The sequence below is a fragment of the Kitasatospora sp. NPDC057542 genome, assembly GCF_042801945.1.
In the GTDB taxonomy this organism is placed as follows: domain Bacteria; phylum Actinomycetota; class Actinomycetes; order Streptomycetales; family Streptomycetaceae; genus Kitasatospora.
This window is the reverse complement of the sequence record NZ_JBHVFE010000021.1, coordinates 25898-40602: the sequence shown is the minus strand read 5'-3', so window position 1 is coordinate 40602 and position 14705 is coordinate 25898. Positions and strand designations below refer to the sequence as shown.

General features: G+C 74.0%; 1 protein-coding gene. It reads right to left on the bottom strand.

All coding sequences use genetic code 11. The features are described 5' to 3' along the window. Positions 1-14643: amino acid adenylation domain-containing protein (locus tag ACFU7Y_RS05150; RefSeq protein WP_380766517.1), on the bottom strand; the 14643-nt coding region annotated here is incomplete at its 3' end. Positions 14644-14705 lie beyond the last annotated feature (62 nt).

The following is a 14705-nucleotide window of genomic DNA, read 5'->3' as shown; positions in this document are numbered from 1 at the left end:
GAGCAGGGCAGCGCACAGGTCCCAGAACGACGCGTCGAAACTGGGCGAGGCGAACTGGAGCACCCGGCTGCCCGGCACCACGCCGAGCCGCTCGATCTGCGCTCCCACCAGGCCCGACACGCCGGAGTGGCTGACCACGACACCCTTGGGCAGGCCTGTCGAGCCCGAGGTGTAGATCACGTAGGCCGGATGCCGGGCGTCGAGCGCGAGCTCGGGATCCGTGTCCGGCCAGTGTCCGTCGCCCACCATCGCCGGGTCGTCGACCACCAGCACCGGCTGGGCATCCTCCAGCATGAACGCGATCCGCGCCTGCGGGTACGCCGGATCCAACGGAAGGTACGCGGCCCCGGCCTTCAGCACACCCAGGACCGCCACCACCGACTCCACCGACCGCGGCAACGCCACCGCCACGACCCGCTCCGGCCCCACACCCCGCGCGATCAACGCATGCGCGAACCGGTTCGCCCGGGCATTCAACTGCCCGTACGTCAATGCGACATCGCCGCACACCAACGCGACCGCGTCCGGCGTCGCCGCCACCTGCGCCGCCAGTAGCTCCGGCAGGCTCACCCCGGCCGCCCCGCCCTCGACGGCGGGCAGCAGCTCGCAGCGCTCCTCGGCGGACAGCAGGTCGATCCCGCCGATCGGCCGGTCGGGCGCGGCGGCGACCGCCGCCAGCAGCCTGGTCCACCGGGCGGCCAGGGCCTCGACCGTCGAGCGGTCGAACAGGTCGGTGTTGTACTCGACCGCACCGCTGAGCCCGGACGGCGCGCCGTCGGGCCCGTGCTCCTCCGCGAACCCGAAGGTCAGGTCGAGCCGTGCAGTGCCGGTGAGCACGGTCACCCCGGAGACCTGGAGACCCGGCAGCTCGAAGTCACCACCCGGCGCGTTCTGCACGACCAGCCCGGTCTGGAACAGCGGGTGGTGGGACAGCGAGCGGGACGGGTTCAGCGCCTCCACCAGGTGCTCGAACGGCACGTCCTGGTGCGCGTACGCCGACAGAGCCGTCTCCCGCACCCGCCCCAACAACTCGGCGAAACTCGGATCACCGCTCGTGTCGGTGCGCAGTACCAGCGTGTTGACGAAGAACCCGACCAGATCGTCCAGCGCCTCGTCGGTACGACCCGCGATCGGACTCCCGATCGCGATGTCCGTGCCCGCCCCCAACCGCGTGTACAGCGCCGCCAGGCCAGCCTGCAGCACCATGAACAGGCTCGCACCCGAGCGTCGCGCCAACTCCACCAGCGCCGCGTGCAGTTCGGCGTCGATCCGGAGCTCCAGCAGGTCGCCGCTGTACGACACGGTGGCCGGGCGCGGCCGGTCGGCAGGCAGCTGCAGCTGCTCGGGCAGTCCGGCCAGCGCCTCGGTCCAGTAGGCGACCTGACGGGCGAACACGCTGTCGGCGTCGCGCTCGTCGCCCAGGATCTCGTGCTGCCACAGGGTGTAGTCGCCGTACGTCACCGGCAGCGGCGGCCAGGCCGGCGCGCCGCCACCCTGCCGGGCGGTGTAGGCGGTGGCCAGGTCACGGGCCAGCGGGCCCATGGACCAGCCGTCCCCGACGATGTGGTGCATGACCAGCAGCAGCACGTGCTCGCCCGGTGCGACCGCGAACAGCTCCGCCCGCAGCGGTACTTCCGAGGTCAGGTCGAAGCCACGCACTGCCGCCTCGCGCAGCAGGGCCGGCAGCTGCGCCTCGCCGGCCGCGCGCACCGTCAGCGGGACGGCGACCTCGGTGGTGTCCAGCACCCGCTGGTACGGCACTCCGGCGATGTGCGGGAAGACCGTGCGCAGGCTCTCGTGCCGGGCCACCACGTCCGCCAGCGCGGCGCTCAGCGCGGCCCGGTCGAGGTCGCCGGACAGCCGCAGGGCCAGCGGCATGTGGTAGGTGGCGCTCGGCGCCCCGAACTGCTGGAGGAACCAGAGCCGGCGCTGGGCGAACGACAGCGGCATCGGTTCGCGGCGGGGCCGGGGTACCAGGGCCTGCCGCGCGGTGCCGGCGTCGTGCAGCCCGGCCGCCAGTCCGGCGGGTGTCGGGCTCCGGAACAGGCTGCGCAGCTCCAGTTCGACCCCGAGGGTCGCCCGGACCCGCGAGACCAGCCGGGTGGCGAGCAGGGAGTGCCCGCCGAGGTCGAAGAAGTCCTCCTCGACGCCGACCCGGGCCCGGCCCAGCACCTCGGCGAACAGCTCGCACAGGATCTGCTCCTGCGGCGTGCGCGGCGCCCGGCCCGCCTCCCTGGTCGTGGCCTCGGGCGCGGGCAACGCCGCCCGGTCCAGCTTCCCGTTCGGCGTCAGCGGCAGCGCGTCGAGCAGCACGAACGCCGACGGCACCAGGTACTCCGGCACCCGGTCGCGCAGGTACGCCGCCAGCGCCGCCGCGGTCGTCCCGGTCCCGGTCAGCGGGACGACGTACGCGACGATCCGGTCCTCCCGGGCGAGCACCGCGATCTGGGCGACGCCCGGGTGCGCGGTCAGCTCGGCCTCGATCTCGCCCGGCTCGATCCGGAACCCGCGCACCTTCACCTGGTGGTCGACCCGACCGGCGAACTCCAGCTCGCCGTCGGCGCGCCAGCAGACCAGGTCGCCGGTGCGGTACATCCGCGAACCGGCCGGTCCGTACGGGTCGGCGACGAAGCGTCCGGCGCTGAGCCCGGGCCGGTTCAGGTAGCCGCGGGCCAGCCCCGTCCCGGCGAGGTACAGCTCCCCCAGCACACCGGGGGCGACCGGCCGCAGGCCAGAATCCAGCACGTAGGCCCGGCAGTTGGCAATCGGTCGGCCGATCGGTACCGGCAGCGGGCAGTCGGCCGGGTCGGTCGGCAGCGGGTAGGCGGTGATCACATGGGTCTCGGCGGGCCCGTAGTGGTTGTGCAGCACCCGGCCCGGCCGGCGGGCCTGGAAACGGCGCACCGCACCGCTCAGGCGCATCGCCTCGCCGGCCTGCGCGACCAGCCGGAGGGCCGGCAGGTCCAGCCCGGCCTCCTCGGCGGCCTCGGCGAGTGCCTCGACCACCAGGTTCGGTGCGAACAGCTCGGCCACCTCGTGCCGGTCCAGCCAGTGGGCGAACAGCTCCGCGCTGCGGCGCTGCTCCTCGGTCGGCACCACCAGGGTCTTGCCGTACAGCAGCGCGGACAGCACCTCCTGCACCGAGACGTCGAAGCTGATCGCGGTGAACTGCGCGGTGCGCGTGCCGGGTTCGCCGCCGACGGCCCGGTGGTGCCACGCCAGCAGGTTCAGCAGTCCGGCGGCTGGCATCACCACGGCCTTGGGATGCCCGGTGGAGCCGGAGGTGTAGATGACGTAGGCCGGGTGCCGGGCGTCCACGGGGACGGCCGGATCGTGCTCCGGCTGCTCGTCGGGCGGTGTGACGGCCGCGAGGTCGTCGAGCACCACGGCCGGGCGCGCGTCCTCCAGCATGTACGCGATGCGGGCGGCCGGGTAGTCCGGGTCGATCGGCAGGTACGCGGCGCCGGTCTTGAGCACCGCGAGGACGGCGACCACCAGATCGGCGGAGCGCGGCAGCCGCAGGGCGACGGTCTGCTCCGGCCCGACCCCGCGCGCGATCAGCGCGTGGGCCAGGCGGTTGGCCCGGCGGTTCAGCTCGCGGTAGGTCAGCTCGGTGTCCTCGAACACCACGGCCGGGGCCTCCGGGGTGGCCCGGACCTGGGCCTCGAACAGGGCGGGCAGGCCGGCGTCGGGCACCGGACGGGCGGTGTCGTTGCGCGCGACCAGCAGCTCGTACCGTTCCTCGGCGGTGAGGACGTCGATCCGGCTCAGCGGCCGCTCCGGCTCGGCGACCACCGCCGCCAGCAGTCGCAGCCACCGGGCGACCAGCGCCTCCACCGTGGCCCGGTCGAACAGGTCGGTGCTGTACTCGACCCGCCCGACGATGCCCTCGGCCGGCTCGCCGGTGCCGCCGCGCTCCAACAGGTGGAAGCCGAGGTCGAACATCGCGGTGGGTGTCCGTACCAGGAGGATCTCGGAGCGGAGCCCGTCCAGCGCGAATTCGGTGCGGGGCACGTTCTGCAGCGCGAGCAGCACCTGGAACAGCGGCTGACGGGCGAGCGACCGGGCCGGGTTGAGGGCCTCGACGACGTGCTCGAACGGCAGGTCCTGGTGCGCGTACGCGGCCAGCGCGCCCTCCCGGACCCGGGCCAGCAGCTCCGTGAAGGTCGGGTCGCCCGAGGTGTCGGTGCGCAGCACCAGGGTGTTGACGAAGAAGCCGACGAGCTCGTCCAGCGCCTGGTCCGTCCGGCCGGCGATCAGGCTGCCGACCGGGATGTCCGTGCCCGCGCCGAGCTTGTCCAGCAGCGATGCCAGGGCGGCCTGCAGCACCATGTACACGCTGGCGCCGTGCTCCCGGCCCAGCCGGACCAGTCCGGCGTGCAGTTCGGCGTCCAGTTCGATCGCGAGGTGTCCTCCGGCGTAGGAGGGGGTCGCGGGGCGGTGGCGGTCGGCAGGGAGCCGGATCTGCTCCGGCAGGTCGGCCAGCGTCCGCATCCAGTGGGACGCCTGGCGGGCGAACAGGCTGTCCGGGTCGGCCGCGTCGCCGAGCAACCGGTTCTGCCACAGGCTGTAGTCGGCGTACTGCACGGGCAGCGGCGCCCACTGCGGCTCCTCGCCCCGGCGGCGTGCCGCGTACGCGGTGGCCAGGTCGGCGGACAACGGGCCCAGCGACCAGCCGTCACCGGCGATGTGATGCATCACCACCAGCAGCACGTGCTCGTCCGGTGCCGCCTCGAACAGCTCGGCGCGCAGCGGCGGTTCGGTCGCGAGGTCGAATCCGCGCGTCACCGCTGCCGCCAGCAGCCCCGGCAGGTCCGCCTCGCCCGCCCGGGTGACGGCCAGCTGAGGCGGGGCCGTCCCGGCGTCCAGCACCGCCTGGTGGGGCACCCCGTCGACCTGGGGGTAGATCGTGCGCAGGCTCTCGTGCCGGACGACGACGTCGCCGAGCGCCGCCTGCAGGGCGGCCCGGTCGAGTTCGCCGGTCAGCCGCCACGCCAACGGCATGTTGTAGACCGAGCCGGCGCCCTCCAGCTGGTGCAGGAACCACAGCCGTCGCTGCGCGAACGACAGCGGCACCGGGTCGGGCCGCTCCGCGCGGCGCAGCGCGAGCCGCGCCCGCCCGGCCCCGCCGAGCCCGGCGGCCAGCCCGGCCACCGTCGGCGTCTCGAAGAGGGCGCGCAGCTCCAGTTCCACTCCGAGGGCCGCGCGTGCCCGGGCGACCAGCCGGGTGGCGAGCAGGGAGTGCCCGCCGAGGTCGAAGAAGTCGTCGTCGGCCCCGACCTCGGCCACGCCCAGCACCTCGCCGAACAGCTCCGCGAGGACCTGCTCCTGCGGGGTGCGCGGGGCCCGGCCGGTCCGCTCCGCGGTGTGGACGGGCACGGGCAGCGCGCGTCGGTCCAGCTTGCCGCTGGCCGTCAGCGGCAGGCTCTCCAGGGGCACGAAGGCGGCCGGGACCATGTAGTCCGGCAGTCGCTCGCGCAGGTGTGCCCGCAGCTCGTCCGGATGGAGCTCCGCCCCGGTGGCGGGCACCGGGTAGGCGACCAGGCGCGTGTCGTCCGCCCGGTCCTCCCGGACGGTCACCGCGACCTGGGCGACCTGCGGGTGTTCCGCCAGCGCCGCCTCGATCTCGCCGAGCTCGATCCGGAAGCCGCGCACCTTGACCTGGTCGTCGGTCCGGCCGAGGAACTCCAGATTCTCGTCCGCACCCCACCGCACCAGGTCACCGGTGCGGTACATCCGTGATCCACGCGGCCCGAACGGGTCCGCCACGAACCGTCCTGCGGTCAGCCCCGGCCGGTTCAGGTAGCCACGCGCCAGCCCCGCACCGGCGATGTACAGCTCACCCGGCACGCCCGCGGGCACCGGCTGCAACGCGGCATCGAGCACGTACAGCCGGACACCGCCGAGCGGCCGGCCGATCACCTGGCGCGGGCTCGACTCCAGCGACGCGACGACCGAGTCCACCGTGCACTCGGACGGCCCGTAGTAGTTCAGGGAGAACACCCCGTCGGCCGCCCGCAACCGCTCCCACAGCTGCTCCGGAACGGCCTCCCCGCCCAGCCCGACCATCGAAGGACGCCACCGCGGGTGGTCCAACAGGCCGTGTTCGACGAGGACTTGCATGTAGGACGGGGTTACGCCGACAGTGTCCAGCCCGGCCCGCACGGCGTAGTCGAGGTAGGCGTCCGGGTCGGTCCAGGTCGCCTCGTCCAGGACGTGCAGCTCGTGGCCGGCGTACAGGGCGAGCAGTTGGTCACAGGAGGCGTCGAACGACACGGACGTGGTCAGCCCGACCCGCATCCGCTCCTTGAGCCGGAAGACCAGCGAACGCTGGCTGGCGAACAGGTTGAGCAGGCCGCCGTGCGTCGCCACCACGCCCTTGGGCTTGCCGGTGGAACCGGAGGTGTAGATGACGTAGGCCGGATGCCCCGGATCGATGGCCACCGCGGGGTCCGTCGCCGGGCAACCCGCCAACGACCCGGCCGTCTCCGGGTCGTCGACCACCAACCATCCGGCCGGACCGTCCGGCAGCCGGCCCCGGGTGCGGGCGTCGGTCACCACCAGGACCGGCCGGGCGTCGTCGAGCATGTACCCGATCCGCGCGGCCGGGTACTCCGGATCGAGCGGGAGGTACGCCGCGCCGGTCTTCAGCACCGCGAGGATCGCCACCACCAGTTCGGCCGACCTCGGCAGCGAAACTGCCACCAGCCGCTCCGGCCCCACACCCCGCGCGATCAGCGCATGGGCCAACCGGTTCGCCCGCGCGTCCAGCTCCGCATACGTCAACGTCGCGTCCGGCCCCACCACCGCGAGGGCGTCCGGAATCGCCCGCACCTGAGCCCGGAACAGCTCCGGCAGGCTCTCGGTGAAGGCCTGGGCCTCCGGGCCGGTACCCAGCGCCGCCAGCTCGGCGCGCTCCTCGGCGGCGAGCAGGCCGAACCGGCTGAGCCGCCGCTGCGGGTCGGCGACCGCGGCGCGGAGCAGCCGCTCCCACCGCCCGATCATCGTCTCGACGGTGGCCGGGTCGTACAGGTCACTGGCGTACTCGACGAAGCAGTCGATCCCCTCCGGGGTGGGGGCACCTCCCGGGCCGCCAGGCCCAGGGGGACCGTCCTGCGCCTGCCGCTCGGACATGGTGAAGATCAGGTCGAGCTTGGCTGTGGTCGACGTCAACGGCATGCCGTCGACGCGCAGCCCGGGCGGCGCGAAGTCGGCCCGGGGCGCGTTCTGCAGCACCAGCATGACCTGGAACAGCGGGTGGTGCGCCAGCGAGCGCACCGGGTTGAGGGCCTCGACGAGGTACTCGAACGGCAGGTCCTGGTGGGCGTACCCGGCCAGCGAGGTGTCCCGGACCCGGCCCAGCAGCTCGCCGAAGGTCGGATCGCCCGAAGTGTCGGTACGGAACACCAGGGTGTTGACGAAGTAACCGACCAGCTCGTCCTGCGCCTGGTCGGTCCGGCCCGCGACCGGGCTGCCGACCGGGATGTCATCGCCCGCGCCGAGCTTGCTCAACAGCGCCGCCAGCCCTGCCTGGAGCACCATGAACAGACTCGTCCCGTGCGCGCGGGCGAGCTCGCGCAGACCGCGGTGCAGCTCGGCGTCCAGCTCGGCGTGCACGGAACCGCCCCGGTGCGAGGCGATCGCCGGGCGGGACCGGTCGGTGGGCAGCTGGATCCGCTCCGGCAGACCGGCCAGCTGCCGGGTCCAGTAGGCCGCCTGGCCGGCGAACAGGCTGTCCGGGGCGGTGGATTCGCCGAGCAGTTCGTGCTGCCACAGGGTGTAGTCGGCGTACTGGACCGGCAGCTCCTCCCACTGCGGCTCCTCGCCACGGCAGCGCGCCGCGTAGGCGGCGGTCAGGCCCTGCGCGAGCGGGCCCAGCGACCAGCCGTCACCCGCGATGTGGTGGAGCACCAGCTGGAACACGTGCTCGTCCGGCGCCAGCTCGAACAGCTCGACCCGCAGCGGCACGTCGACCGCCAGGTCGAACCGCCGGGCCTTCGCCTCCGCCATGGCGGCCGACAGCTCGGCCTCGGTGGTCCGGCTCACGCCCAGCCGCGGGCGGGCTGCCACGACGTCCAGCACCTGCTGGTACGGCACGCCGTCGACCGCCGGGAAGACGGTGCGCAGGCTCTCGTGCCGGGCCACCACGTCCGCCACGGCGGCCTCCAGGGCCGGCCGGTCCAGATCCCCGGACAGCCGCCAGGCCAAGGAGATGTGGTAGTTCGCGCTGGCACCCTCCAGCTGGTGCAGGAACCACAGCCGCCGCTGCGCGAACGACAGCGGGATCACCTCGGGGCGCTCACGCCGTGCCAGGGCGGCCTGCGCCGGTCCGGCCGCCACGAGGGCGGTGGCCAGGCCGGCCGGGGTCGGAGCCCCGAACAGCGTGCGCAGCGGCATTTCCACGCCGAGCGTCGCACGGATCCGGGCGGCCAGGCGGGTGGCCAACAGCGAGTGCCCGCCCAGGTCGAAGAAGCCGTCCTCGACGCCGACCGACGCCACGCCCAGGACCTCCGCGAACAGCTCGCAGAGGATCTGCTCCTGCGGGGTGCGCGGCGCGCGACCGATGCTCACCGGGGCGAGGTCGGGTGCCGGCAGCGCACGGTGGTCCAGCTTGCCGTTGGCGGTCAGCGGCAGGCTCCCCAGGGTGACGAACGCCGCCGGCACCATGTGCTCCGGCAGCCGCTCACGCAGGTGCTCGCGCAGCTCGGCCGCGCGCGGGACGGCACCCGGGGCCGGTACCAGGTACGCGACCAGCCGGGTGTCGTCGGTGCGGTCCTGCCGGGCCAGCACGGCCGCCTGCGCGACGCCCGGGTGGGCGGCCAGCGCCGCCTCGATCTCGCCGAGCTCGATCCGGAAGCCGCGCACCTTCACCTGCTGGTCGGCCCGGCCCACGTAGCGCAGACTCCCGTCCGCGGCCCGGCGCACCACGTCGCCGCTGCGGTACATCCGGGAGCCGGCCGGTCCGAAGGGGTCGGCGACGAACCGCCCGGCGGTCAGGCCCGGCCGGTTCAGGTAGCCGCGCGCCAGTCCGGCACCCGCGACGTACAGCTCGCCCGCGACACCCGGGGCCACCGGGCGCAGGCCGTCGTCGAGCACGTACGTCCGCAGGTCCGGGAGGGCCGTGCCGATCTGGCCGGCGGTGGTGCCGGAGCGGTCGAGCGCCGCGTACGTGACGTGCACCGTGGTCTCGGTGATGCCGTACATGTTGACCAGCCGCGGCGCGTCCTCCGGGTGCCGCTCGAACCAGCTCGCCAACCGGGCGTGCTCCAGCGCCTCGCCGCCGAACACCACGGTGCGCAGGGCGAGTCGGCGGCCGGTCTCCGGGGCCTCCGCGTCCGCCTGCATCAGCTGGTAGAAGGCGGACGGCGTCTGGTTGAGCACGGTCACCCGCTCGCGGGCGAGGAGTTCCAGGAAACGGTGGGGCGAGCGGCTGGTCTCGTGGTCCACGACCACCAGTCGGCCACCGTGCAGCAGCGCGCCCCACAGTTCCCAGACCGAGAAGTCGAAGGCGTAGGAGTGGAAGAGCGTCCAGACGTCCTCGGCGGTGAAGCCGAAGAGCGCCCGGGTGGTGCCGAACAGTCGCACCACGTTCCGGTGCGGGACCACCACGCCCTTGGGGTTGCCGGTGGAGCCGGAGGTGTGGATGACGTAGGCCGCATGACCGGGCTCGACCGAGACCTGCGGGTCGGTGTCCGGCCGTCCGCCCAGGTCGAGCGCGTCCAGCAGCAGCCGGTCCACCGGCTCCGCACCCGGCAGCTCACCGATCCCGCTCGTCGTCAGCAGCAGCGACGGCCGGGTGTCCCGGAGCAGGTAGGCGATCCGGGCCGCCGGGTACCGCGGGTCCACCGGCACGTACGCGGCGCCGGCCTTGAGCACCGCGAGCACCGCCACCACCAGGTCCGCCGAGCGCGGCAGGGCCAGCGCCACCAGCCGCTCCGGCCCCACGCCCCGGTCGATCAGCGCGTGTGCCAGCCGGTTCGCCCGGGCGTTCAACTCACCGTAGGTCAGGGCGGCTTCGCCGTCCGTCAGGGCGACGGCGGCCGGGTCCGCCCGAACCTGTCGCTCGAAGAGCGCGGTCAGGCTGCTCTCCGGCGGATCCTCGCCCCGGTCGGTACGAGCCGGGAGCAGCGCGCGGAGCTCCTCGGCGGAGAGCACGTCCACCCGGCCGATCCGCCGGCCGGGGTCGGCGGCCACGGCGCGCAGCAGCCGCAGCCACCGGTCGACGATCCCCGTCACGGTGGCCTCGTCGAACAGGTCGGTGCTGTACTCCACCACGCCCGACAGCCCTTCCCCTCCGGGCTGTTCGGCCAGGATGAAGGTCAGGTCGCACTTGGCCGTCCCGGTGTGGACCAGGTCGGTCTCCACCCGCAGCCGCGGCAGGTCGAACGTGCCGAGCGGCGCGTTCTGCAGGGCGAGCATGGTCTGGAACAGGGGGTGGTGCGCCAGCGTCCGGGTCGGGTTCAGCGCCTCCACGAGGTGCTCGAACGGCACGTCCTGGTGCGCGTACGCGGCCAGCGCGTCGGAGCGCACCCGGCCCAGCAGTTCGGTGAACGACGGGTCGCCGGACAGGTCGGTGCGCAGCACCAGGGTGTTGACGAAGAAGCCGACCAGGTCGTCCAGGGCCTCGTCGGTGCGTCCGGCGATCGGCGTGCCGATCGGGACGTCGGTGCCGGCGCCGAGCTTGCCGAGCAGGGCGGCCAGGGCGGCCTGGAGCACCATGAAGAGGCTGGCGCCGCCGTCGCGGGCAAGCGCGCGCAGGCCCTGGTGCAGCTCGGCGTCGATCCGCACCGGCAGGTGGGCGCCCCGGTAGGACATCACCGCCGGGCGGGGCCGGTCGAAGGGCAGCTCCACCTGCTCGGGAAGGTCCGCCAACTTCTCCCGCCAGTAGGCCAGTTGCCCGCTCAGCAGGCTGTCCGGGTCGGCACCGTCACCGAGCAGCTCCCGCTGCCAGAGGGCGTAGTCGGCGTACTGGACAGGCAGCGGCGACCACTCGGGCTTCGCCCCCTCGCAGCGGGCCGCGTAGGCCGCCGTCAGGTCACGCGAGAGCGGCCCCGTCGACCAGCCGTCACCGGCGATGTGGTGCACCACCAGCAGCAGTACGTGTTCCTCCCTCCCGAGCCGGAACAGCTCGGCGTGCAGCGGCGGCTCCTGCGCCAACTCGAAGCCGTACCGCGCCGCCTCCGCCAGCCGGTCCGGCAGGTCGCGCTCGCCGGCCTCGGTCACCCGCAGCCGCGGCCGTGCCGCGTCGAGGTCCAGCACGTGCTGGCACGGCACGCCGTCGACCACGGGGAAGGTGGTGCGCAGGCTCTCGTGCCGCCCGACCACGTCCGCCAGGGCAGCCTCCAGGGCCCGCTGGTCGAGGTATCCGGACAGCCTCAGCGTCAGCGGGATGTTGTAGGTGGCGCTGGGGCCCTCCATGCGGTGCAGGAACCACAGCCGGCGCTGGGCGAAGGACAGCGGGACCGTCCCGGGCCGTTCACGCGCCGCGAGCGCGGGCCGGGCCCGGCCCGCGGCGTCCACCGCCGCCGCCAGTTCCGCCACCGTCGGCGCGTCGAACAGGTCACGCAGCCTCAGTTCCACGCCCAGCACCGACCGTGCCCGGGCAACCAGCCGGGTGGCCAGCAGGGAGTGCCCGCCGAAGTCGAAGAAGTCGTCGTCGGCGCCGACCTCCGGGACCCCGAGCACCTCGGCGAACAGCCCGGCCAGCAGATGCTCGGTCGCCGTGCGCGGAGCGCGGCCGGGGTCTGCCGACTGCCGGTCGGGTGCCGGGAGAGCCTGCCGGTCGAGCTTGCCGTTCGGGGTCAGCGGCAGCGCGTCCAGCACCACGTAGGCGGCCGGCACCATGTGCGTGGGCAGCCGCTCCCGCAGGTGTTCGCGCAGGGCGGTGTCGGTCACCGCGGTGCCGGGCTCGGGGACGGCGTACGCGACCAGCCGGGGTTCCTCCTCGGTGCGCACCACGACGGCGGCCCGGGCGACCTGCGGGTGTTCGGCGAGGACGGCCTCGATCTCGCCGAGTTCCACCCGGAAGCCACGGATCTTGACCTGGTCGTCGGTGCGGCCGAGGAACTCCAGGTTCCCGTCCGCGTCCCAGCGCACCAGGTCGCCGGTGCGGTACATCCTGGCGCCCGAGGAGCCGAACGGGCAGGCCACGAACCGCCCCGCGGTCAGCCCCGGCCGGTTCAGGTAGCCACGGGCCAGACCCGCGCCCGCGATGTACAGTTCGCCCACCACGCCGGTCGGCAGCGGCCGCAGGGCTCCGTCGAGCACGTACACCCGGGCGTTGGTGACGGGCCGGCCGATGACCGGGCGCCGGCTCGAACCCACGGGTGCGACCACCGAGTTGACCGTGCACTCGGACGGTCCGTAGAGGTTCAGGCAGGACACCCCGTCCGCCGCCCGCAACTGCTCCCACAGCCGCTCCGGAACAGCCTCGCCGCCCGCGGCGACCACCGCCGGGCGGCGCTGCGGATCGCTCAACAGCCCGTGCGCGACAAGCACCCGAAGGTAGGACGGGGTGGCTTCGACGAAGTCCAGTCCGCACCGCGCGGCGTAGTCGACGAAGGCGTCCGGGTCGGTCCAGGTCGCGTGCTCCGGGACGTGCAGCTCGTGGCCCCCGAACAGGGCGAGCAGCTGGTTCCAGGAGGCGTCGAAGGACACCGAGGTGGTCAGCCCCACCCGCAGCCGCTTCCCTTCCTTCAACAGCTGCGCGAAGTGCACCTGCCGGTGATCGGTGAGGAGGTTGAGCAGGCCGCCATGGGTCGGTACCACGCCCTTGGGCCGTCCGGTGGAACCGGAGGTGTAGATGACGTACGCCGGATGGCCCGGATCGACGGCCACCGCCGGGTCCGCCGCCGGGAGCCCTGCCACCAGGTCAGCCGTCTGCGGGTCGTCGAGGAGCAGCCGGGCGGCCGCGCCCGCCTCGGGCAGCCGGTCCTCGCTGCGGGTGTCGGTCACCACCAGGGCCGGGCGGGCGTCGTCGAGCATGTGCCCGATCCGGGCCGCCGGGTACTCGGGATCGACCGGGACGTACGCCGCCCCGGTCTTCAGCACCGCGAGGATCGCCACCACCAGCTCGGCCGACCTCGGCAGCGCCACCGCCACCAGCCGCTCCGGCCCCGCACCCCGAGCGATCAGGGCATGCGCCAGCCGGTTCGCGCGCTCGTCCAGTTCCGCGTACGTCAGCGAGACGTCCCCGCACACCAGTGCGACGAGGTCCGGCGTCGCGCGCACGTGCTTCCGGAACAGCTCCGGCAGGCTCTCGGCCGGGAGCTCCGCCGCCGGCCCGGTGCCGAGGGCCGCCACCTCGCGGTGCTCCTCGGCCGCGAGCAGGCCGATCCGGCCCACCGCCTCGTCCGGGTCCCAGTCGGCGACGGCGTCGAGCAGGGCGATCAGCCGCTGCCGGTGGGCGGCGAGGTCGGCGTCGCCGTACGCCTCGGGCGAGCCGTGGAGCCTGAGCAACGGAGGGTTCCCGTCGCGGTAGTCGAACACCCAGACGGCGAGGTCGGTGGTCGACCCCGACACGAAGTGGTGCACGGAGGCGGGGTGCCCGGCGAAGCTCGGCCTGGAGTTGAAGGCCATGATGTTGACGATCAGCGGGAACGCCGTCCCGATGCTGCCGGGCGCACCGAGGTCCCGCAGCAGGTCCTCGCTCCGGTACCGCTCGTGCGCGACGGCCGCCTCGACCTCCCGGGCCACCTGGGCGACGAGGTCCCGCCACCGCGTGTCCGGTCGTACCGCCAGCCGCAGGGGCACCACGTTGGACATCGTGCCCGGCACCGACATCAGGTCGCGGTCGGCGGACCGACGGGCCGTGACGGGGAGGGCGAGCACCACGTCCTGCGTGCCGGTCAGCCGGTGCGCGTAGAGCGCCGCCGCCGCGATCACCAGACGCGACCACCGGACACCGGTCCTCCCCGCCGCGTCCCGCAGCGCGTCCGGGCGCCGCAGTTCCCGCTCCTCGGCCAGGCGGAGCGCGCGGTTCGGGTCGGTCGCGGCCGTGTCGGTGAGCCGCGTCGGTGCCGGCCGGTCCGCGAAGCGTTCCGTCCAGTAGTCGCGGTCGGCGGTGAAGTCCGCCGACGCGCGGTAGGCGGCGTCGCTGTCGACCAGGTCCCGCAGCGAGCCGAACGGCGACGGCGGCACCGGACCGCCCTCGGCCAGGGCCGAGTACACGTCGGCGACCCGCTGCCTGACCAGGGCGCTGCTGATCGCGTCCAGCACCACGTGGTGGTAGTTCAGGTACCAGAGGAACTCCGTCGGCGACAGCCGGATCAGCGCGTGTCCGAACAGCGGGTCGCGCGCGAGGTCCAGCGGGCGCATCAGGTCCCGCTCCATCCACTCCATGGCCGCCGCACGGGGTGCGGTTTCCCCGCTGAGGTCCAGGTGCGCCGGTGCCCAGTCCCAGGTCGCGCGGAGGACCTGGCGCGGGCCTTCGCCGTCGTCGACGAAGGTCACGTGCAGGGCGTCGACCTCGTCGACCACCCGGCGCAGCGCGGCCTCGAACAGCGCCGGCTCGACCGGCCCGTGGATCTCCAGGCACTCACCGACGCGGTAACCCGGGATCGGTGTCCGGGAGCGCTGCTCCGCGAGCCAGATCTCACGCTGGGCCGCGGTCAGGGGAAGGACGTCGCCGTCGCGACGGGACATGGGGGTACCTCCAGAAGTGTGGGCGGGCATACGCGCACGGCACGCCGGGCCACGCCGACCGC